General features: G+C 69.0%; 21 protein-coding genes. 10 read left to right on the top strand and 11 right to left on the bottom strand.

The window, feature by feature from the left end; translation table 11 throughout:
* Positions 1 to 470 precede the first annotated feature (470 nt).
* A complete protein-coding gene (locus AB0K05_RS12325) occupies positions 471 to 842 on the top strand; it encodes a hypothetical protein (RefSeq protein ID WP_364228836.1) in 372 nt (123 codons plus the stop codon).
* A gap of 148 nt (positions 843 to 990) precedes the next feature.
* A complete protein-coding gene (locus tag AB0K05_RS12330) occupies positions 991 to 1,200 on the top strand; it encodes a hypothetical protein (RefSeq protein ID WP_364228838.1) in 210 nt (69 codons plus the stop codon).
* A 95-nt stretch (positions 1,201 to 1,295) separates the two neighbouring features.
* Here the strand turns inward: AB0K05_RS12330 and AB0K05_RS12335 are convergent, their stop codons facing one another.
* Both AB0K05_RS12335 and AB0K05_RS12340 read right to left on the bottom strand, forming a co-directional pair.
* Positions 1,296 to 1,520 (bottom strand): DUF397 domain-containing protein, encoded by a 225-nt coding sequence (locus tag AB0K05_RS12335; RefSeq protein WP_364228840.1) that lies wholly within the window; start codon positions 1,518 to 1,520, stop codon positions 1,296 to 1,298.
* Positions 1,502 to 2,332, bottom strand: a complete 831-nt coding sequence (locus AB0K05_RS12340) for a helix-turn-helix transcriptional regulator (RefSeq protein WP_364228842.1) — start codon at positions 2,330 to 2,332, stop codon at positions 1,502 to 1,504. The genes AB0K05_RS12335 and AB0K05_RS12340 overlap by 19 nt, the downstream gene beginning before the upstream one ends.
* Positions 2,333 to 2,602: 270 nt before the next feature.
* Here AB0K05_RS12340 and AB0K05_RS12345 point away from each other — a divergent pair, with 270 nt between their 5' ends.
* Complete coding sequence (locus AB0K05_RS12345; RefSeq protein WP_364228844.1) at positions 2,603 to 3,088, top strand: ATP-binding protein; 486 nt, start codon at positions 2,603 to 2,605, stop codon at positions 3,086 to 3,088.
* 298 nt (positions 3,089 to 3,386) lie between these two features.
* On the opposite strand, the gene AB0K05_RS12350 is transcribed toward AB0K05_RS12345, so the two are convergent.
* A complete protein-coding gene (locus AB0K05_RS12350) occupies positions 3,387 to 4,985 on the bottom strand; it encodes an ATP-binding protein (protein ID WP_364228846.1) in 1,599 nt (532 codons plus the stop codon).
* A gap of 257 nt (positions 4,986 to 5,242) precedes the next feature.
* Here AB0K05_RS12350 and AB0K05_RS12355 point away from each other — a divergent pair, with 257 nt between their 5' ends.
* From AB0K05_RS12355 to AB0K05_RS12365, 3 genes are read left to right on the top strand one after another with little or no spacing between them, the layout of a single operon-like run.
* Entirely contained in the window at positions 5,243 to 7,843 is a 2,601-nt protein-coding gene (locus AB0K05_RS12355) for a hypothetical protein (RefSeq protein WP_364228848.1), read from the top strand.
* On the top strand, positions 7,840 to 8,739 hold the full coding sequence (locus AB0K05_RS12360; protein ID WP_364228850.1) for a Gfo/Idh/MocA family oxidoreductase: 900 nt from the start codon (positions 7,840 to 7,842) through the stop codon (positions 8,737 to 8,739). Before AB0K05_RS12355 ends, AB0K05_RS12360 begins: the two co-directional genes overlap by 4 nt.
* Positions 8,740 to 8,767: 28 nt before the next feature.
* The gene (locus tag AB0K05_RS12365) at positions 8,768 to 9,424 is read left to right on the top strand and encodes a class I SAM-dependent methyltransferase (RefSeq protein ID WP_364228852.1); all 657 of its coding nucleotides are present in this window, start codon (positions 8,768 to 8,770) and stop codon (positions 9,422 to 9,424) included.
* Here the strand turns inward: AB0K05_RS12365 and AB0K05_RS12370 are convergent.
* Positions 9,414 to 9,983, bottom strand: a complete 570-nt coding sequence (locus AB0K05_RS12370) for a hypothetical protein (RefSeq protein ID WP_364228854.1) — start codon at positions 9,981 to 9,983, stop codon at positions 9,414 to 9,416. The genes AB0K05_RS12365 and AB0K05_RS12370 overlap by 11 nt on opposite strands.
* Positions 9,984 to 10,159: 176 nt before the next feature.
* Here AB0K05_RS12370 and AB0K05_RS12375 point away from each other — a divergent pair, with 176 nt between their 5' ends.
* On the top strand, positions 10,160 to 10,831 hold the full coding sequence (locus AB0K05_RS12375; RefSeq protein WP_364228856.1) for a hypothetical protein: 672 nt from the start codon (positions 10,160 to 10,162) through the stop codon (positions 10,829 to 10,831).
* Here the strand turns inward: AB0K05_RS12375 and AB0K05_RS12380 are convergent.
* Positions 10,798 to 11,955 (bottom strand): histidine kinase, encoded by a 1,158-nt coding sequence (locus AB0K05_RS12380; protein WP_364228858.1) that lies wholly within the window; start codon positions 11,953 to 11,955, stop codon positions 10,798 to 10,800. The genes AB0K05_RS12375 and AB0K05_RS12380 overlap by 34 nt on opposite strands.
* Positions 11,952 to 12,137 carry a hypothetical protein gene (locus AB0K05_RS12385; RefSeq protein WP_364228860.1) on the bottom strand — a complete coding sequence of 62 codons (186 nt, stop codon included), beginning with the start codon at positions 12,135 to 12,137 and terminating at the stop codon, positions 11,952 to 11,954. The genes AB0K05_RS12380 and AB0K05_RS12385 overlap by 4 nt, the downstream gene beginning before the upstream one ends.
* 207 nt (positions 12,138 to 12,344) lie before the next feature.
* Here AB0K05_RS12385 and AB0K05_RS12390 point away from each other — a divergent pair, with 207 nt between their 5' ends.
* On the top strand, positions 12,345 to 13,544 hold the full coding sequence (locus AB0K05_RS12390; protein ID WP_364228862.1) for a hypothetical protein: 1,200 nt from the start codon (positions 12,345 to 12,347) through the stop codon (positions 13,542 to 13,544).
* A 2-nt stretch (positions 13,545 to 13,546) separates the two neighbouring features.
* The gene (locus AB0K05_RS12395) at positions 13,547 to 15,721 is read left to right on the top strand and encodes a PQQ-binding-like beta-propeller repeat protein (protein WP_364228864.1); all 2,175 of its coding nucleotides are present in this window, start codon (positions 13,547 to 13,549) and stop codon (positions 15,719 to 15,721) included.
* On the opposite strand, the gene AB0K05_RS12400 is transcribed toward AB0K05_RS12395, so the two are convergent.
* The 4 genes from AB0K05_RS12400 to AB0K05_RS12415 form a co-directional block, all read right to left on the bottom strand.
* On the bottom strand, positions 15,708 to 15,893 hold the full coding sequence (locus AB0K05_RS12400; RefSeq protein WP_364228866.1) for a hypothetical protein: 186 nt from the start codon (positions 15,891 to 15,893) through the stop codon (positions 15,708 to 15,710). The two genes, AB0K05_RS12395 and AB0K05_RS12400, sit on opposite strands and share 14 nt — an antisense overlap.
* A complete protein-coding gene (locus AB0K05_RS12405) occupies positions 15,868 to 17,130 on the bottom strand; it encodes an NB-ARC domain-containing protein (protein ID WP_364228868.1) in 1,263 nt (420 codons plus the stop codon). The genes AB0K05_RS12400 and AB0K05_RS12405 overlap by 26 nt, the downstream gene beginning before the upstream one ends.
* Positions 17,131 to 17,209: 79 nt before the next feature.
* A complete protein-coding gene (locus AB0K05_RS12410) occupies positions 17,210 to 17,866 on the bottom strand; it encodes a response regulator transcription factor (RefSeq protein WP_364228870.1) in 657 nt (218 codons plus the stop codon).
* Positions 17,867 to 17,893: 27 nt separating this feature from the next.
* A complete protein-coding gene (locus AB0K05_RS12415) occupies positions 17,894 to 18,484 on the bottom strand; it encodes a helix-turn-helix domain-containing protein (protein ID WP_364228872.1) in 591 nt (196 codons plus the stop codon).
* Positions 18,485 to 18,566: 82 nt separating this feature from the next.
* Here AB0K05_RS12415 and AB0K05_RS12420 point away from each other — a divergent pair, with 82 nt between their 5' ends.
* Positions 18,567 to 18,893: a rhodanese-like domain-containing protein gene (locus AB0K05_RS12420; protein WP_364228874.1), complete on the top strand. Its 327-nt coding sequence runs from the start codon at positions 18,567 to 18,569 to the stop codon at positions 18,891 to 18,893.
* A 69-nt stretch (positions 18,894 to 18,962) separates the two neighbouring features.
* Here AB0K05_RS12420 and AB0K05_RS12425 read toward each other — a convergent pair whose 3' ends face one another.
* Complete coding sequence (locus tag AB0K05_RS12425) at positions 18,963 to 19,595, bottom strand: NAD(P)H-dependent oxidoreductase (protein WP_364228876.1); 633 nt, start codon at positions 19,593 to 19,595, stop codon at positions 18,963 to 18,965.
* Between the last annotated feature and the right edge of the window lie 90 nt (positions 19,596 to 19,685).

Below are 19,685 nucleotides of genomic sequence, written 5' to 3' on the forward strand. Positions count from 1 at the left end.
GACGTGCGGCGATCCGGGGTCCTCGGCACCCGACGATCATCCCATCCAGCGGATGCCGCTCACGCCAGCGTGATCACACACTTCTGAATGCTTACCCCTCGTCTCAGGAACCAACCCGTGGACCTCGGCCAGGTCAGCCTGCCCGACGATCGGTTGTGGCCAACCATGCTGAATCTGTCGAGGGTGCTGGAAGAGCGTGCGTGGGCGCTCATCGGAGGCCAGATGGTCGCGCTTCACGGCTTGGCCCTGGGCAGGACCCCCGTACGTTTCTCATCGGACCTGGACGTCATCGCAAATCTCGTGCTGAGGCCGTCCAGCCTGACTACCTGCGCCGCTCACGTCCGTTCGCTGGGATTCACCCCTGCTCCTACCTCGGACGGTAGGCGACTGCACCGATTCACGCAGGACAATCTGGTCATCGATATCGTCGCGCCGGACCATCCGCCTCGGCACCTTCTCCCATTGCGATAGTGGGCAAAGACGCTGTCGAGATCGATGGCGGATGGCGTGCGCTGCAAAGCACAGGCGTCATGCCCGTCATGTTCGGCTCCACGCATGGCCAGATTCCGATGCCCGATCTGGGAGGCGCCCTCGTCATCAAAGCTCGCGCTGCCGTAGCCGACTCGCGTGATCCGCAACGACACCTATTCGACCTGGCCTTCCTGTTCAGTCTCGTGGAGAATCCCAGGCAACTACGTGAGCGCCTAAGTGCGCGGGACCGGAGTCATCTGCGGCGCCTCGACCTGGGCGACGATACGCGCCAAGCACCGTGGGTCGTCCTATCTGACCAGGGCGACCGCAGCAATGCTGCCGAGGCATACCTTTCCCTGATTCGACACTGACACCGTGGCGCTGGCTGTCCAACGGACGTCCCCTACTCACGATCTTCCGCCAGCAGCGGATGCGGGAGACCGCGGAGATCGAACGAGCCGTGCAGGCGATGCGGCGATGTGTCGCCGAGGCACACGCAGAGGACGAGGAGTGATCGACATGGGTGATCGCAAGGCATGGGCGGACAAGCGCGCAGAGATCATGAGCCGCCCCGGCGCCGGAGCCGCCTATGAGGCGGCACGTCTGCGCTTCGAACTCGGTGCGGCCGTACGGAACCGCCGCGAAGAGCTCGGTCTGACCCAAGCCGAATTGATCGAGGGGGCCGGGCTCAAGCAGCCAGCTGTGGCGGATGACGTAACAAGCGCCTGACCGTCCTAAACGTCAGGCGCTTGCAACACGATATACAACGGTTCATACCCCCCGAAGGGAATGACAAGACGCTCGCTGTCCGCAGGGCAATCAGGCTATGCGTCGAACTCGCCGATCTTGACACCGCTGAGGAAAGCTCGCCACTCGCCCGGAGTGAAGACGAGCGCGGGGCCGTTAGGGTTCTTGCTGTCGCGAACGGCGATGATCCCAGGGAGATTGCTGGCGACCTCGACACAGTTCCCGCCGTTGTCACCGCTGCGGGAACTCTTCCTCCACGCCGCCCGGAGGAGGTCCGCATGGCTTAGGTCTTGAGCTTCCATTGGTCTCGGGCTTCCTCGATCATCTCTAGAGAGTGTCCAGGACGGTACGCCTCTGCTCGTAGTTTGTCATACCTGTCCCAGATCAACGTAACGAAGTCGTGTTCGGCTGACACCTCGCCTCTGCCTGCGGAGTCCACCGATACAGCCGTGGGGCCGTCCGGTAGCTCAGCAATGATGAAGCTGGACAGCAGGCCGGCAGTACACGGAGTGTCGAAGGGGACGACTTGCACCGTGATGTAGGGACGGTCGGCAACGGCGAGGACATGCTCCAGTTGCGTAACCATGCCTTGCGGTCCCCCGACGGGCCGACGAAGCACCATCTCGTCAAAGAGGACCCACAGAGTGGGAGGTGCTTCAGTGTCGAGGATGAGCTGGCGGTGCATGCGAGCGCTGACACCGTCCTCAACCCTTCGGTCTGAGGCCCCCGCGGGACCGCCTCGAAAGACGGCTCTGGCGTAGTCCTCGGTCTGGAGCAGGCCAGGGAACAGGAGCGGATCCCAGCTTCTGAGGACATGTGCCGAGGGTTCGATCTCGTCGGTCCACCGGAGGTACCAGCCTGGTCCGGACGGAGATGTGATGCTGCGGCACAGGCGGGTGAAGAGGTCGCCGGTACCGAACACCTGATCGCAGCCCGCGGCGAAATCCGGCTTCGGCTTGCGATTCCCCTTTTCGATGTGGGCGACGAGTGATGACGAGCAGTCCAGGCGCTTGCCCAGAGCCGACTGCGTCAGTTCGTTCTCCTTGCGTATTCGAGCGAGTTCTCTGCCGAAGCGCTGCGCTGGCGTGAGACGTGGATCAAGGTCGTTCCTCATGAAAATCTCTCACCTGTCTCCCCGGCAACTTGACGAATGTTGACGACGAGCCCCAATCGAAGGGAATTTTTGGGACTCGATTGTGCACTGGTTCTTTCTGCAAAAAGAGTCTTCACCTGGGCAGACTGAAAGTCAAAGGTTTCTGCCCAGCCTCTTGTCCTGACAGGAAATGGACGCCGAAACGCTATGGACGGATGCTTTGTGACATGTATAAGGCGGGCGAAAATCGACATCCCATAGGAAAGGATGCAAATGCACGGAAAAGGTCTCTTGCTCGGTGAGATCGCCCCGGGAGTCGCGCGATCGGCGAAGGCCATTGTGTCGGCGGAGCGTTCAAGCTTCGCCGGGCGGAGCATGGTCTGGCGGCTCCGGGATGACGCCCGTGCGGTCGGTGATGCCCGTGACCTCGTCCGGCGCGCGCTTCTGCTGGTCGGTCTGGGGCGGGAGCTGGTGGACGACGCGGTGCTGATGGTCAGCGAGCTGGTCACGAACGCGGTTCTGTACGGTGACGCGCCGTACGAGCTGGTGGTACGGGTCGATCCGGTCGAAGTGGTGTGCATGGTGGTCGATGCCGGAGCCGTTCGCCCGGTGCACCGGGGTGCAGATGCTCAGGCCGAGCACGGGCGGGGACTGCTGATCGTGGCGGAGCTGTCGGCCGGGCTGTACGGCTGCGTTCCGCAGGGGTTCGCCACGTGCCCCGGGCTGGCGGGTAAGGCGACCTGGTTCGCGCTGCCTCGTACGGCAGGCCGGCGATGAGCGGGGCGTCAGACCTACTGGAGGAGTATCACGGCCTTCACGTGGCTCCTGCCCAGGAGGAACATGAACAGATCGCCTGGGCGAACCCCGCCGCTCGGTGCGTGCGGGTTCGGGTGCGCGAGCACACGTGCAGCCGGTCTGCGCCTTGCTACGAGTTCTGCGTCGCGGGTGGGCTCGCGTTCGTCCGGCGATCTGTCAAAGGCGTGATGCAGGAGACGGCGTGGACCACGACAGCGGAGGCTGAGCGGGTCTGGGTGGCACTGCTCAGAGGCGAAGCCCGTTGAAACTCGGGCGCCCGTCATACTCGCAGGACGGTGACCTGGCGGCCGGAGGGTGTGGTCGTCTGTTCGAAGCCGCCGCGTTCCTGCCAGGGCGGGGCCTCGGGGCGGCGGTCGAAGATCACCAGCGCGCCGGTGGAGAGGGTGAGGCGGTCCAGGTAGCGGTCGAGCTGGGCGAGGCCGTCGGGTGTCGGGTCGTTCGCGCCTGCTCGCCACACCTTCAGTTCCATGGCCTCGCGCTGCATCAGGCGTTCGCCGTCGGGGCTCGTGTAGGGCCAGCGGACGAGCACGTCCAGGCGTTTGGTGCCGGCGGCGTACTCCCGGTCGAGGTAGCCTCCGCCGTTGACCAGGCGGTGCAGGAAAGCCATGAGGATGATCTGGCAGGCGGCCTCGTGGTAGCCCTCCTGACGGACCAGCACCTCGCCGTGCTCGCGCCAGAAGACGACGAACTCCTCCAGCAGGCGCGGCAGGTCGAACCGGCCGTCCGGCAGCACGAAACTGCGCGGGTCGGCCATCACGTACTGCTCGGACGGGTCTCCGAGCACGCGCAGAATGACCTCCCGGTAGATCGGGTTCGCCACTTCGAGCGGGGGTTTCTGCTTGATCAGGCCCAGGTCGCGTACGTAGGACAGGTCGTCGGAGAAGGCGGGGTCGATATGGGGGAAGGTCCCGGCCACGACAGGCTCCATCACCCGCTTGACCCGCGGCTCGTGCAGCCGGGCCATCACAGAGTCCAGATGCGTGGCGCGCGCCCGTATCAACCGTTCCTTGGCGTCTTCCACCTGCCCGGCGGTGACTGCGCCGGTCACGCCCATCTCGAAGACGACCTCATGGGCCAGGGCGTTGACCAGCCACGGCTGTCCCTGCGTCAGCTCGAACACCCGCTCCACCGCGTCCTTGGTGAACTCCTGCCCGGTCTGCTGAGTGTGCTGGTCGTAGAGGTCGGCGATGTCGTCGGCGGTGAAGTCGCCCAGGCGCAGAGACTTGGCGACGATGTTGAACGGGCTGGCCGGGTTCGACCTGCCGGCTTCGCCACCCGAGGCGACCTTGTAGTCACGCAGGTCGCGCAGCCCGCACAGCACCACGGATGCGGGGAACGGTTGGCCCTCATGCCGGGCGTTGTGACCGTGGCGGAGCTGGCTGAGGATGCTGACCATGCTGTTGCCTTGCAGGGCGTCGATCTCGTCGAGGAGCAGCACCACGCGGCGCGGGCAGCGGCGGCACCACTCGCTCAGCGCCGAACCGAACCGGGCGCCGGGCGTGACCTGCGGCCAGGAATCCGGCGGGAGCAGTTTCTTCGGCCATCCCGACCGCGCGGCGGCCTCGCGGAGGGAATCCAGCAGAAGCGACTCCGCGGCGGCGTAGTCGTCACCGGCCGACTTGGCGCGCTCGCAGGAGAACATCAGGGCGGCGATGTCGCCCTCGGCGGTCAGCTCGGACGCCAGGGTGCGCAGCATGGTGGTCTTGCCGGTCTGCCGGGGCGCGTGCAGCACGAAGTAGCGGTCCATCTCGATGAGCTCGCGCGCCTCGGGGAGCCGTTGCGTGGGAGGCAAGATGTAGTGGTGCTGCGGGCTGCACGGTCCGGTGGTGTTGAAGTATCTCGCTCGGGGTCGCCGCATGGTCACATTGTGTCATCACCTTGCCGCTTAATGTCTGGGACAAAGGATTCGCGTTCGTGTGGAAATCCGCTGATGGCCTGATCCACGAGGCGGCGTGGACGTTGACGGCCGGCCTGCTTGGGGCCACGCACTGGTTGGCCGGATAAAAGATTTTGAAACAGCCAAAATCCCCTCTACGAGGAATCGGGTGCCTGAACGGTGGTCTTACCCGCCGGTAGGACTCATCCGACAGGCGTTTCTGCGTAGCGTTGGACGATGTGTCGAAGCTGAATCTGCGTGCCGCGTTCGCGTTGGGGCTCGATTCCCCTATATCCGCGCAACAGATTTTCACGAATCGCGCATCCGAAATAGGCGCATTCGACAGGTCGATCGAGGCTCTGGCATCCCGCCTCCAACAGGCGGAGATATCCCCGGTGACGGATCGGCGGGTGCCGAGGCGGAACGTGCTCGTCTACTACGGCGTGGGCGGCATCGGGAAGACGACGCTCTCGGCCGAGCTCGAGCGCCGGTTCATGAGCCAGGACGAGCGGGCGGCGGTGCGGGTGGACTTCGCCGAGTCGGCGGTGCCGGAAGTGGAGTCGTACGTACTGCGGTTGCGAGCCGGGCTCGGGCATCTGGCGCGGCGGTGGCCGGCGTTCGATCTGGCGCTGAGCGCGTACTGGGAGCGGGCGCATCCCGGGCGGCCGTTGGAGGAGTTCATCAACGGCGACTCGATGCTCAGCCGTACTTCTCAGGCGATCGGATTGCCCGAGCAGATCACGGGAACGATCGCCGACGTGATCGGCGCGCTGCCCGGAGTGGGCGAGGTCACCCACCGGGTGGGGAGCCTGCTCTACAACAGGGCCGCCGAGGCGATCGTCAAGCACCGCACCCTGAAGAGGTGTGAACTGCTGGGTGAGCTGCTCCAAGCCGACCCCGATGTGGAGACGCTGTCGTACTTCCCGTATCTGCTGGCCTGGGACCTCGAACGCCTGGCCGGGCCGCATCCGCGCGCGGTGGTGTTCCTGGACACCTACGAGAACGCCGGCGGCCGGCACCACCGCGATTTCGAACGGTTCCTGCAGCGGTCGGTCTTCCTCATGCCGAACACGCTGTTCGTCATCACGGGCCGCAACCGGATCGACTGGGCCCACGTCGACGAGCTCGACTTCCCCGGCCCGGAGCGCTGGCCCGGTCTGCATGCCGACCACCACGGCGAGGAGCCTCGCCAGCACCTGGTCGGCTACCTGTCGGCGGACGACGCCGACGACTACCTGCGCAACGCCATGGTGAAAGACGGCACTCCGGTGATGGACGCCGTCATCCGTGAACGGATCGTCGCGGCCGGGGGCGGACTCCCGCTGTACCTGGATCTCGCGGTCACCCGGTATCTGGATCTGCTGGCGCGGGGAAAGGCGCCCACGGCCGAGGATTTCGGGCAGCCTCTGCGTACGGTCGCCGCACGGGTGCTGCGCGACCTGGGCCGGAACGAGCGCGAGTTGCTGCGTACCGCGGCGCTTCTGGACACCTTCGACATGGACATGCTCAGCGCTGCCTGCCCCGCCATTCCCGATGCGGCGTTGCGCAACTTCAAGGACCGCTCGTTCCTGGAAGTGAATCCCGAGTGGACGTGGCCGTACTCCTTGCACCAGGTGCTACGGGAAGCCCTGTGCGAGGCCGACGTGGACCTGGCCGACTCGTGGTCGGAGCGGGAGCGGGCCGAGGTCGCCGACCGGCTCACCGATCATCTGGCTCAGATCTGCACGGCGGCCGCCGCGCATGGTGATCGGAGCGCCGAAGTGGCGGCGTTCCGGCAGGCGCTCCTCCTGTGCACGTACACTGACCGTTTCCCGTACTGGCTGGTCGATGCCGCGCAGCGGCTGCTGGTGTCCGGCCGGTGGAGTCACTTGCCCGAGGCCCCGCAGACCCAGGTCGCGGCGTCGGCGCTGCTGCTGGGCCTGCGCGGGGCTCGGGAACGGCGATCGGGACGGCTGGAGGAGGCCATCGCCGCCACCGAACAAGCTCTCGGCCGGCAGCCGCAGCAGAACCGGCTCCGGCACTTCCTGCTGTTGCACCACGCGCACGCCCTGCGCGTCGCCGGTCGTTACGCCCATGCCGCCGAGCACTACCAGATGTTGATCGCGGCTGGCGCGGACGGGTTCGCGCCCGAGGCCGGATACTGGCTGGCCGACTACCGGTTCCTCGCAGGCGATTTCGGCACCGTACTCGCCTCCCTCGATGCTCTGGGCGAGCAGCCCGACGAGCTCAAGGGAGAGGTTCTGCGCCTGCGCGGGCACGTCTACCGGGTCAACGCCCTGTTCGCCGACGCCGAAGCCAGCTACCGCCAGGCACTGGCTCTGGCCCGCGACACGGCCAACCTCGGTGCGGAGGGCAAGGCCCTCACCGATCTCATCCAGACCCTGGCCTGGCAACGCCCGCGCGAGTCACTGCGACTGCTGCCCGACGCACAGCGGATCAACGCGAGCATCAGCAACCAGATCGAACTCGTCAAACTCCACGCGGCCACCGCCGTCGCGCTGGTCAACCAGGCCCGCTACGACGAGGCCGAGCAAGAGATCGCCCGCGGACTCACCCTGACCACCGACTGCGGCTACCCCGGCGGCGAGGTCTGGTGCTGGAGCGCCCGTGCCTACAGCAGCGTCGTCCGCGCCGACTGGAACGAGCACGCCACCGCCGCCGCCCGACTCACCCAGATCACCACCGCACTCGGCGGCAACCGATTCTGGGGCCAGATCGCCGCCTGGTGGAATCCCTCTGACAACGGCACACTCTTCGACGACATCGACTGGATCGACGGCCCAGAGGCAGCCCGCCGCCGCTGGACCGCGATCATTTCCGCAGAAGGAGGGCGGCGATGACGGACTCGGTGCTCATGGTGGGGCTGGGCGCGGTCGCACGTACCCACTTGAACGTCCTGGCGGACATGCCCCAGGTAGACGTCATCGCCGGAGTCGATCCCGCACTGCCGGAGAGGATCACCTTCCGCGGCCGTGAACTGCCCGTGACGCCCACCCTTCGGGAGGTCGCCGGCACCCCCACACTGGTGGTCATCGCCACGCCCACGCCCACCCACAGCATGCTCTGCCACGAGGCGCGCGAACTCTTCCCCGACGCCGCCGTCCTGGTGGAGAAGCCGGCCGCCGACGACCTGGCCGAAGCCGCCAAGCTCCTGTCCGACGGGATCGAGGTCGCCTTCCACATGGCGTACGCTCCCGAAGTGCTCTGGGGCGAGCAGATCGTCCGCACACACGAACTCGGCCCCGTACGGGAGATCCACGCCTGGTTCACCGACCCCTACGCCGACGACCTTGATGCGGCGCGGGAGCGATTCACGAGTAGCTGGATCGACTCCGGGATCAACGCCCTCAGCGTCCTGCCCAGGTTCTGCGATCCCGTCGAGCGAACCTCCCTGCGCCGGTTGGACGATTCGACGTACGAAGCCCGCATCCTCTGCACCTCCGACGGCGAGCCCTTCGAGGCGCTGATCGTGACAAGCTGGCGGGTCACCGCCGCCGCCCGCCGTACCAGCGTGCGCTTCGCCTCCGGCGCCGAGCTGCTTCTGGACCATCACGCCGTAGCCGGGTACCTGGTGCAGAACGGACGGATCGCCGAGAACTTCGGCACCGACGGGAGCGTCCCACGCCGGGAGAGCCACTACATCGGCCTTTATCACCGGCTCCTCGTCGATCGCCGCTCCCTCATGCCGAGCGAGCAGAGCAGCCTCCTGCACAACGTGCTTCTGCGGGGCGAGTAGCTCGGCCGATGGGCTACAGTCGTCCGCCGTGGCCGAATCCTCCCCCTATCTGACCGCGACCGCGGACGCCTACGACGCCCTCGCGGACGTCTACGCCGACTTCGTCCGGGACTCGCTCGACCGCCTGCCGCTGGACCGCTCGATGGTCGCCGCGTTCGCCGAGCTCGTGCGGGCCGACGGGGCCCGGCCCGTCGTGGAGGCCGGCTGCGGTCCCGGGTACATGACGGCACACCTGCGTGACCTCGGGCTGGACGCCTTCGGTGTCGACCTGTCTCCCCGGCTGATCGACATCGCCCGTAGGGACTATCCCGACCTGCGGTTCGAGGTCGGTTCGATGGGGGCCCTCGACGTGGCCGACGGCGAGCTGGGCGGGCTGCTCTCCTGGTACTCCCTCATCCACACCCCGCCGACAGAGCTGCCGCCTTACTTCGCCGAGTTCCGCCGGGTGCTGGCCCCGGGGGGTTACCTCCTGCTCGGTTTCTTCGAATCCGAGGGCGGCCCGGTAAGCCGGTTCGACCACAAGGTCACGCCGGCTTACCGATGGCCGATCGACGAGCTGGCCGACCTGGCTCGCAAGGAGGAGTTCGTCGAGGTGGCGCGGATGCTGCGCGAGCCTCTGGAGGATGAACGATTCCGCCGGGGCCACCTGCTCATGCGCCGCGACCGTACCGCGGCTATCGGGTGAGTGCACTGCTTCGTGGATCGGTCCGGGCTCCCGCGTGGAACGCCAGGGCCAGCGCGAGCAGAAGCCCGGCGCCCGCGATCGGCACCCACGACAGCGTGGTTGACGGGACGAAGTCCTGGGTGAGCCCCGCCCGATCGAGTACGGTCGCCGCGGCGACGATCGGCAGCAGGGAGCCGAGGCTCATGACGATCGCCAGGGCGACGAGCCCGGCAGTATCACGCCGGGTGAAAGGCCGCCCTTTCATGGTGGAGCTCAGCAGCAGAGCGGCCAGGCCCGCGCACAGACCGCCCAGGAGGACGTCCGCGCGCGAGAGCACCTGCTCGGCGACGGTGGCTCCCCAGACGCCCAGCGGAAGCTCTCCCCGGAGTACGACCCCGTCGGGAAGTCTCACACCGCTCAGCGGCGAGGGCCCGGCGTCCGGAGCGGTTGCCACGCGTACGGTGACGTACCCGCCCGCCTGGGTAGCGCCGTTGATCACGTAGGCGATGCCCCAGATCGCCAGGGCGGCTCCCGCGAACCTGACCAGGTGAAGGATCGAGCTGACGAACGATCGATTCATGAGTGCCCCCACGACGCGCGTCGACTGCCGCCAGTATGCTGCGCGGCGGTCTCCCTAGATAGTGCGCCCAGGTCTCCCCAGCAAAATGGCGGAGTGGGTGTCGGCCGGGCGGTGGACGACGGGGAGGGCCGGGCGTTCCTAGCCTTCGTGGCATCACCGGCCACTTAGGGGACACCATGTCGTTGTCAGATCCGATCCGATTCCGGAGGCTCGCCGCCGGCGCGTGCCTCATCGCCGCGCCCGTCCTGTACGTCGCGGGGGTGGTCGCCGACCCCGCTCTGCGCCAGGGCGGCGGCGACACGGCCGGCGTCTACGGGCGTCAGCTGGAGGAGGTGTCGATCAGCGCGGCGGTCCTGCACTGGAGCTGGGTGCTGCTGATCCCGGGCATCATCGGCATGATCCACCTGGTACGCCACCGCGCGGTGCTCCTCGGTCACGTCACGGGCGGGATCGCCCTGCTCGGCGTGGTGAACTTCTCCGGGCTGATGCTGGGCGACTACTTCTACGCCCGCCTGGAGCGCTCGCTGCCGCCCGCCGAAGGGGCCGCGCTCGCCGACCAGGCGTTCGCCGACCCGGGACTCGTGTTCGGGTTCCAGATCCCGGGGTTCGCCGGGATCCTCGGCCTGTTCGCGCTCGGGCTCGTCCTGGCGTACTGCCGAAAGGCGCCTTGGTGGGCGCCGTTCGCCATACTGCTGGGTATCTTCGGGGCGCCGGTCTTCCCGGTCGGCACGGTCGTGGGCGGACTGCTGTACCTGGCCGGGGCCGGGGTCATCGGCCTGCGCATCGTACGGATGAGCGACGCGGAGTGGGCGGCTCAGCCCGAGGGGAACCTGGCGCGTACCCGGTAACCGCCACCCCGCACAGGGCCGGCGGACAGGTCGCCACCGTGCATCGCGACCCGTTCGCGCATCCCGATCAGGCCCTGCCCGCTCCCGCCCCCTTGCCCGTCCCCCGTGCCGTCGTCGGTGACCTCCACGGCCACGGCGTCGGCGGAGTAGGCGACGGTGACGACGATCCGGGTCGCCCGCGCGTGCTTCAACGCGTTGGTCAGCGCCTCCTGGATCACCCGGTACGCCGACAGCTCCAGCCCTGGGGGCACCGGCCTGGCCTCGCCCTCGACCCGCACCTCCACGGCCGGACCGGCCTCCTCGATCTGGGCGACGAGGGCGTCCAGCCGGTCCAGCCCGGTGGCGTGCGGCTCGGCGGCCGTGCCGCCGGGGCTGCGGAGCATGCCGAGCATCAGCCGGAGCTCCTCGATGGCCTCGCGGCCCGCCCGTTCGACGCCGGTCAGCAGTGTGCGTTCCCGCTCGCGGTCCGGGGCGTCGCGGAGCATCATCCGTACACCGCCCGTGTGCAGGGTCATCAGGCTGACGTTGTGCGAGACGATGTCGTGCAGCTCCCGGGCGATCCTCACCCGTTCACCCGCGACCGCCTGCCGGGCACGCTCCTCGCGCTCGACCTCCAACCGGGTGGCCTGCTTGGTGAGGCGTAACGTCTGATCGATCTGGCGGCGCAACAGGATGCCGCTGGCGTACGCGACGCCGACGAAAATGGCGCTGATCAGCACTTCGGCCACGTCATTATGCTGAAATGTCTGTAAATAGCCGTACGCGAGCAGGACGCACCCCAGCCCGGCCAGCCCTCGCCGGGTACGCACCTCCGCCGCGCTGGCGACGGTGTGCACCAGGATGAGCGTGGAGTAGAAGTGCCACGCGGCGTAGTAGCCCGCCTCCGTGACCTCCCGCACCCCGATGCCGATCCCCACCAGCGCGAGCAGCATGCTCATCGGGAACCTCTGCCGGAACAGCAGCAGCGCCCCGGCGGCGGCCGCACCGGCGGCCAGCGGCACCGGGCGGCTGATCTGGCCCGGCTCGATCCCCTGCCGCCCGAACGACTCGACCTGCCCGGCGACCACCACGGCCAGCGCGAGCAGCGTGTCCATCCGGCTCGGCCGCCAGTTACCGCGCATCATTCCTGACCAGGGCGGACGAAGCCGGACTCCAGCGCGATCTCCCGGTTGGACAGACCCCGCGTCAGCTCCAGGAGTTGCTCGGGGGGCGAGCTTTTCAGCAGGGCCCCGCCGATGTGATGGCCGGTCGGCGGCCGCAGCCGCGTGGCCTGGTTCGGCCAGTCCTGATGCGTGTGGTGCGCCATGAGCCCATCGCGAGAGATGTTTGAGGCCAAACGATATGAAATCCCCTGCTCCGGCACAAGACCACTCGTTTCGTGTCGCCGGGGGCGCGGTGCCGCCGGTTTCACCACGACGGCGAGGGCCGCGTCCGGTGAAACGTCAGGCGTAACGTCCTGGTGGGTCCCGCGGTGTCTGGGCTTTCATGTGAATCGCTCTGAAAGGGGGGCTCCATGAAGGCTTGGCCAAGGGCGCGGGTCCGTGGCCTGCTGATCTTCGCGATCGTCGTCGGGACGCTGCTGGGCGCGGGGGCGGGCAGCTTCCTTCTATGGGGGTCGGGCGACGATTCGGCGGTCCCGCTCATGCGCGATCCACTTCCCAAGCCGTCGCGCTGGGCGGGACCGCCCGCGAGCTGCGGGGTGAGCCCGGAGACGATCAGGGAACTCGTGCCGGGCGCGGAACCGGGAGAGCAGAGGGTGAGAGAGACAGCCAGATTTTTCCTGTGCTCCTGGAGCACCCCGTCCAGCCTTTACGGAAAGAGGAGGGTCACCCTTCGGGTCAGCTTGTCCGAGGAGCAGTCCTCGGACAAGAAGCCGTCCGTCAGTGACGCGATGGGCTTCTTCGAGACCATGCAGAACAACCACGCGTCGCAGTGGCGAGACGTGGTGGGTCTGGCGGATGAGGCCGTCGTAGGGGGCGGGACGGTGTTGTTCCGCACCGAGGCCGTCATCGCCGAGGTGGAGTACGAGGTACGCCTTTGGGATCAGGAGCTGAAGCTGATCGACGACGAGCACGTTCTCACGGACGGCGCGCTGAAGGTCGCGGCCGGTGTGGCTCGCGCACTCGGGCTCGAGGTCGGCAAGCTGTCCGTCGTCACCGCAGCCAACCAGTCCACCGGCGACCTCCTGTCGGCCCCCGAGGACATCTGCGCGACCGTGAGCGAGGACGTGCTGGTGAGCACGGGCGTCACTCCGGCGGCGTCGATGCCCTTGACCCGTTTCGCATATGTCGAGGGCGCCGCCGGAGGCTCGTGCACGTGGTATGACACGGATTACACGAGATCCGTCCACGTGGCCGTCAGCGCCGTTCCCGACGGTGCCTCGGCCACCGCCGAGCGCAAGGCGGCCCGCCACTATCTGATGGAGTATCACCGAGCCAGAGAAGGCGCGATGATTCTCGATGAGCATCGCGGCTCGCTGCGCTTCCACGCCCTTCGCGGTCTGGGTGATGAGGCGTTCGCTTGCGCTTACGTCGACGGTCGGCGCTCCGACAGGTCCAAGGTGGAGGCATACGGCGTCGTCTGGTTCCGCGTGCACAACCTGCTCGTCCGGGTGGAACACAGGGCGCCGACCGGCGAGCTGACGGAGGAGTCCGCGCTGACGGCCGCTTACAAGATCGCCAAGGACCTGGCCGGATCACTCGAAACGGCTTGATCATGCATCCTCTCCTGTCCCGCGACCCTTCCCGGATCGGCGGATACCGGCTGCTCGCCCGGCTCGGCAGCGGTGGCATGGGCGAGGTCTTCCTGGCCCGCTCCCGCTCGGGCCGGGAAGTCGCGCTCAAGCTGGTGCACGCCGACCTGGCGGGCGACCCGGAGTTCCGGGCTCGCTTCCGGCGCGAGGTCGCCGCCGCTCGCGCGGTGAGCGGCGCCTTCACCGCGCCGGTGATCGACGCCGACCCCGAGGCGCCCGTCCCCTGGCTGGCCGCCGCCTACTTGCGGGGCGTCTCTCTCCAGCAGGCGGTCTCCGCGCACGGGCCGTTGCCGGTGACCGGCGGGTACGCGCTCGGGGCGAGCCTCGCCGAGGCGCTGCAGGCCATCCACCGGGCCGGCGTGGTGCATCGCGATCTGAAGCCGTCCAACGTCATCCTCACCGCCGAGGGCCCGAAGGTCATCGACTTCGGCATCGCCAGAGCGGCGGGGTCGGCCACGGTGACGATGTCAGGCTCGGTGATCGGTTCACCCGGCTTCATGGCCCCGGAACAGGCGACAGGGCTCGCGGAGGCCGGGACCGCGGCGGACGTCTTCTCGCTCGGCGCCGTGCTCGCGTACACGCTCACGGGCGTGGGCCCGTTCGGCGAGGGGCCCACCGACGTGCTCATCTACCGCATCGTGCACGACGAGCCCAGGCTGTCCGCGATAGGGGACCCGGAGCTCCGCGAGCTGGTGGCCTCCTGCCTGGTCAAGGAGCCCGCGCTGCGTCCCGTACCGGAGCAGCTCCTGGACCGCCTGACCCCGCACCTGCCCCCCGCGACCGCGCTCCAGGGCACGTCGTGGCTGCCCGAACTGATCATCACCTCGGTCACGCGGCGGCTGGACGAGCCCCCGCCCGCCGACGGCTTGACCCGCCGCCAGGTGCTCGTGGCCGGCGGAGGTGGGCTGGCCGCGGCGGTCGCGGCCGCCATCGGGATCGGCCTGGCCTCCGGAGGAGACTCCGGCTCCGGCGCGAGAGCGAAACCCTCCGCGGAGCCCGGCGGAGACGTCCTGTGGCGGACCAAGGTTCCGATCGGCGGGTTCGGCAAGACCATGGACGTGGCGGCCGGCGTCGTGTTCTCCATGGGGAGGGACACCGGCGTGACCGCGCTCGACGCCAGGACAGGCAAGGTCCTCTGGCGGGTGGCCACCCAGCCCCTGACCCTCCCGGGCCGACCGCTGACCGTGGCCGTGTGGGACCGGGTCGTGCCGCTGCGGGACAACGCCGTGGTATCCGCCTACGACCTGGCCACCGGCCAGGCGAGATGGACGCATCCCTTCACCGCTGGCACGCAAGCGTCACCGCCCCTCGTGGCGAAAGGGCTCGTCATCGTGTCGGGGGAGAAAGAGATCGTCGCGTACGACGCGTCCCGCGGTGAGATGCGCTGGTCGCTGAAAGGCGAAGACCACAGGGAAGCGTGCACGGTGTCGGACGATGTGCTTTACACCTGGTACGGCACGACGAAACCCGAGGTGCACGCCGTCGACGTCGTCACGGGGAAGCTCCGCTGGAAGCGCGCGCTGGTGCGGGACTACCGCGGTACAGGCGGTTCCCTGGTGAAGAGCGGGCGGTTCGTCTACGCCCCGCTGCACGACGGCGAGATCCACGCCCTCGACGCCGATTCGGGGGACGTGGCGTGGGTCGGCGGCCCCAAAGCGCGAAAGTTTCCTTGGTCTCCGCCGCTGTCGGTCGTCGGGAAGCATCTCTACATCGGTGACGAGGCGGGCAGCCTGTACGCGTACGACGCCGGAACCGGGGCCCGGCGCTGGAGGAGCCGGCTCACCACGGCGAAAGTGGGCAGCGGGAGCATGGCGATCGAGCCGGAGATCGCCCTGGCCCGCGAGACGGCCCTCGGCCTGGTGTACGTGTACGACGGTGCGGAGAACCTGGTCGCCCTCGACGCCTCCACGGGGAAGGTGCGCTGGCGGCAGGCGGTCCCGTACGTGCAGCAGGACCTGCCGGTCGTCGCCGAGGGCGCGGTCCACCTGGCCTCACTGGAGGGTGTGCAGTCGTTCCACCTGGAGACGGGACAACTGCTGCGCAAGCTCGAGATGGAGGGCGCAGCCTGTCTCAAGGCGGTGGACGGCGTGCTCTACTGCTTGGACGACGCGGCGGTCGTGGCGGTCAGGACGACCTAGACGCCCGGCTCCGCAGGTCCTCGGCCTGGGCCCGTAAGGGAGCGGCGCCCATCTTGTCGATGGCCGGCATCGCCTCCTCTACGATGCGCACGGCCACCGAGGCTTCCCCGGCGCGCATCCTCACCTCGGCGACGGCCCGCGCGGCGTCACGACTCCACAGCTGCCGGCGCATGGCGCTGTCGTAGTCGCCTCGCAGCCGATCCATCGCCGCGCGGGCCTTCCAGAGCTCGACCAGGCCGTGCTCTTCGTCCAGCTCCGTGAAGATCTGCTCGGCCAGCTCGTACTGGATGTCGGCCTCCCGGTGGTCTCCGCAGGTCATGCTCGACTCCCCGAGCAGGGTGACGGCCAGCGCCTCCGCCCGCCTGTCGCCCGAGCGCCGCGCCGCCTGCCAGCTCCTCGGCCTCGGCGTGATCCGTCTCGCCCATCGCGGCGGCCAGCCACAAGGGGACGTCGGGCACGTCGAGCGCGGCCGGGCGCCGCAGCAGCCGCCGCTCCCGCTCGCTCAAGGCCCGGTGGCTCAGGTCGAAGCTGGCTCGTACGGTGAGGTCGGAATAGGAGAGCAGGTCAAGCCGCCGGTGCTCGTCCGCCAGCCGCCGGGCCAGCTCGTCGAGCCCGCGGTGCGGCAGGGCCGCGAGCCGGGCGCCCGCGATGCGCAGGGCGAGCGGCAGCCCGCCGCACAGGCGTGCCACCTCTTGGGCGCTTTCCGCGTCGTCCGAGACTCGCTCGGCACCGACGATGCGGCCGAGAAGTTCGGCCGACTCCTCCCCGGTGAGCGGACGCAGGCCGATCACCGCCTGCGCGCCCAAGCCGGTCAGGCGCCTGCGCGAGGTCACCAGCACGGCGCAGCCCGCCGAGCCGGGCAGCAGGGGCCGGACCTGGTCCTCGTTCGAGGCGTTGTCGAGCACGACGAGCGCCTCCCGGCGCGTCATCAGCGAGCGGTAGAGCGCGGCGCGCTCGTCCAGGTCCTCGGGGATCGCCCTGCCGTCGACCCCCAGTGCTCGCAGGAACCCGGCGAGCACCTCCGCCGGCTCGGCCGGCGTCGTGTCCGCGCCGCGCAGGTTGGCGAACAGCTGGCAGACGGGGAAACGGGGCAACAGCCGGTGCGCCAAAGGGACGGCGAAGACCGTCTTACCGATGCCGGGCGCGCCCGCGACCACGCAGATCCCCGGCGCCGTGCCGGACTTCTCGGCCAGCGCCCGCACGGCGGTGGCGACCTCCTGCTCGCGGCCGGTGAAGTCGGCGGTGTCGGCGGGGAGCTGCTCGACCGTGCGGGTCCTGGGGCTGCGCCCCCGCTCCATCTCACCGATCGACCGCGAGCTGACGCCGGCCCGCTCGGCGAGCTCCTCCTGAGTGAGCCGGAGCCGGACCCGCGCTGCGAACCCGCCCCGAGCGGCGTGGTCGACGATCATGCTGTGAGGCTAGTGCACGGCGGCCGGACCTCCCAGCGGTCCAAGGTCGCCCGAACAGCTACAGCGCCCCGGCGGCGCATCATTCCTGACCAGGGCGGACGAAGCCGGACTCGTACGCGAGCACCACCGCCTGGAGACGGTCCCGCACGTCCAGCTTGCGCAGGATCTGGGCGACATGGCTCCTGACCGTGGCCTCCCCGACCCCGGACTCCAGCGCGATCTCCCGGTTGGACAGCCCCCGCGTCAGCAGCCGCAGCACGTCCACCTCGCGCGCGGTGAGCGCGGCCAGCTCAGGAGGAGGCGAAAGCGGGGGCTGAGCGGCGAAGGACGCGATGACCCGGAGGGTGACCGCGGGATCGATCAGTCCGTCACCCGCCGCCACGACCCGTATCGCCGCCAGGAGATGCTCGGGAGGCGAGCTCTTCAACAGGAAGCCGCTGACACCGATGCGCAGCGCCGCGTGCAGGTTCTCGTCGCTGCCGAAGGTCGTCAGCATCAGGATCCTCGGCGGGGCGGGGTCCCCGAGCAGCATCGTGGCGGCGGCCAGGCCGTCCAGGCCCGGCATGGCGATATCGAGCAGCAGCACGTCCGGCCGTTGCTCCCTCGTCACGGCGACGGCCTCCACGCCGTCGGCCGCCTCACCGACCACTTCCACTCCTGGGGCGTTCTCCGCCACCAGCCGCAGCCCTGCCCTGATCATGGCGTGGTCGTCCGCTACGACCAGTTTGATCGTCATGTCTCACCCGGCATGGCCAGATCGTATTCAGGCCACGGTCTTGCGCACCATCTCGGCCGTACGGGCGAGGCGATGGAGACCGGCACGTACCCGCTTCTCGCCCAGCTCCGGCAGGAGAGCGGACACGTGCTCGGCCGACAAGGCGGCCAGCACCGCATGGGCGGCGTAGTCGGGGTCGGGCGTGCCGTCGAGCAGGATCGCCACATGGCGGTGCCAGAACCGGTAGGCCCCGATCCGGTAGCGGGCACCCGGCGCCGCGGTCTCCGACATGCGGATCAGGTCCAGGTGCTCCAGCAGGTAGTCGAAGTACGCGTCGACGAACGCGGCGAGTCGCTCGCCGGCTGCCGCGCCGGGGCCGAGCGGTGGCGGTCCATGCAGGATCGCCTCCTGCAGCACACGCTCGCGGGCGTCCAGCAGGGCCGCGGCCAGTCCGGACTTGTCACCGAACCGGCGGAACAAGGTGCCCTTGCCGACGCCCGCGGCCGCGGCCACCTGATCCATGGACACCGCCTCCACGCCGTGTTCGGCGAACAGCCGGGCCGCGGCCTCCAGCACGGCGGCCCGGTTGCGTGCCGCGTCCGCCCGTTCCTTCGGGGGTGGCTTGAGAAGCAGTTCCAACGGGATTGCGGAAACGGACTGCAGTCCGCTATTGTCGCGAGACATAAGCGGACTATAGTCCTATTCATCTGGAGGTGGCGGCATGACCGCACTCATCACCCGGGACGAGCTGAAGGCCGCGATCGACGCGGGCACCGTGACCGTCGTCGACGCGCTGGGCGGCGACTACCACGCGAAGCGGCATCTGCCGGGCGCCATCGCCCTGGTCAGGGAAGACGTCGACAGGCTCGCACCCGCCCTGCTCCCCGACCTCGACGCCGCCATCGTCACCTACTGCTCCAACCCGGCGTGCCCCAACAGCGGCCAGGTCGCCGACCGGCTCACCGCCCTCGGCTACACCGACGTCCGCAAGTACCGGGAGGGTATCGAGGACTGGACCGACGCCGGCCTCCCCACCGAATCCGGATGATCCTCGTCGTGAAGAGGAGAGGCGACGGCGGGCCGCCAGGGACGTGGGGCCCGCCGTCGCCGTCGGGGATCAGGCCTTGGCCAGTGACCGGCCCGCTTCGAGGGCGGCGGCCAGGGCGTCGGCGCGCTGCCGGGCGGAGAGGTCCCTCAGTTCCTCCATGCCCGGGGTCGTGGCGGCGAGGGTGAGCTCACACTTGATCAGGGTGAGGTCCGCCTGCCAGACGTCGGCGAGGACGCGCTTCAGGTAGGGGGTGGAGTGGTCCCACCCGTCGCGCGGGGTGCCGGGGCCGTAGCCGCCGCCGAGTGTGGTGATCAGTACGGCGGGCGTGCCCTTCAGCAGCGGGGTGCCCTTGGCCGCGCCCGCCATGGCCAGGTCGGACCAGGTCTTGAAGTGCTGGGAGACGCCGTAGTTGTAGATCGGCACGGCCATGATCACGGCGTCGGCGTTCTGGAGTTCCCCGGCCAGTCCGGTGGCCAGGGCCAGGGCGTCGCGCTGCGCCGGGGTGCGGTCGGCCTCGGGGGTGGAGCGGGCGGTGGCGGCCTGTGCCCAGGCGTCGGCGGCCAGCGGGTCGGTGCCCAGGTGGCGGCGGGTCACCGTGCCCCAGGGGTGGGCGGCGGTCCACTCGGCTTCGGCTCGGTCGGCGATCTCGGCGCTGACGGAGGCGGCCGGGAGGATGCTGGCGTCGAGTCGGAACAGGTGCATGGATCGATCACTTCTTCAGGGTGGATGCTTCCCGCGGTACGCGGGGTGGTCGCACGCGACGGCCCGGAGAGCTCCAGGGCCCGCGTCTCT

Source organism: Nonomuraea sp. NPDC049486 (assembly GCF_040676925.1).
GTDB lineage: Bacteria > Actinomycetota > Actinomycetes > Streptosporangiales > Streptosporangiaceae > Nonomuraea > Nonomuraea ferruginea.

Coding starts and splice junctions, on each gene's coding strand:
- AB0K05_RS12350 (WP_364228846.1), bottom strand. CDS start 4,985: ATGCGGCGACCCCGAGCGAGATACTTCAACACCACCGGACCGTGCAGC.
- AB0K05_RS12425 (WP_364228876.1), bottom strand. CDS start 19,595: ATGCACCTGTTCCGACTCGACGCCAGCATCCTCCCGGCCGCCTCCGTC.
- AB0K05_RS12375 (WP_364228856.1), top strand. CDS start 10,160: ATGTCGTTGTCAGATCCGATCCGATTCCGGAGGCTCGCCGCCGGCGCG.
- AB0K05_RS12330 (WP_364228838.1), top strand. CDS start 991: ATGGGTGATCGCAAGGCATGGGCGGACAAGCGCGCAGAGATCATGAGC.
- AB0K05_RS12405 (WP_364228868.1), bottom strand. CDS start 17,130: ATGATCGTCGACCACGCCGCTCGGGGCGGGTTCGCAGCGCGGGTCCGG.
- AB0K05_RS12340 (WP_364228842.1), bottom strand. CDS start 2,332: ATGAGGAACGACCTTGATCCACGTCTCACGCCAGCGCAGCGCTTCGGC.
- AB0K05_RS12370 (WP_364228854.1), bottom strand. CDS start 9,983: ATGAATCGATCGTTCGTCAGCTCGATCCTTCACCTGGTCAGGTTCGCG.
- AB0K05_RS12400 (WP_364228866.1), bottom strand. CDS start 15,893: ATGCGCCGGCAGCTGTGGAGTCGTGACGCCGCGCGGGCCGTCGCCGAG.
- AB0K05_RS12420 (WP_364228874.1), top strand. CDS start 18,567: ATGACCGCACTCATCACCCGGGACGAGCTGAAGGCCGCGATCGACGCG.
- AB0K05_RS12385 (WP_364228860.1), bottom strand. CDS start 12,137: ATGGCGCACCACACGCATCAGGACTGGCCGAACCAGGCCACGCGGCTG.
- AB0K05_RS12380 (WP_364228858.1), bottom strand. CDS start 11,955: ATGATGCGCGGTAACTGGCGGCCGAGCCGGATGGACACGCTGCTCGCG.
- AB0K05_RS12360 (WP_364228850.1), top strand. CDS start 7,840: ATGACGGACTCGGTGCTCATGGTGGGGCTGGGCGCGGTCGCACGTACC.
- AB0K05_RS12390 (WP_364228862.1), top strand. CDS start 12,345: ATGAAGGCTTGGCCAAGGGCGCGGGTCCGTGGCCTGCTGATCTTCGCG.
- AB0K05_RS12335 (WP_364228840.1), bottom strand. CDS start 1,520: ATGGAAGCTCAAGACCTAAGCCATGCGGACCTCCTCCGGGCGGCGTGG.
- AB0K05_RS12410 (WP_364228870.1), bottom strand. CDS start 17,866: ATGACGATCAAACTGGTCGTAGCGGACGACCACGCCATGATCAGGGCA.
- AB0K05_RS12395 (WP_364228864.1), top strand. CDS start 13,547: ATGCATCCTCTCCTGTCCCGCGACCCTTCCCGGATCGGCGGATACCGG.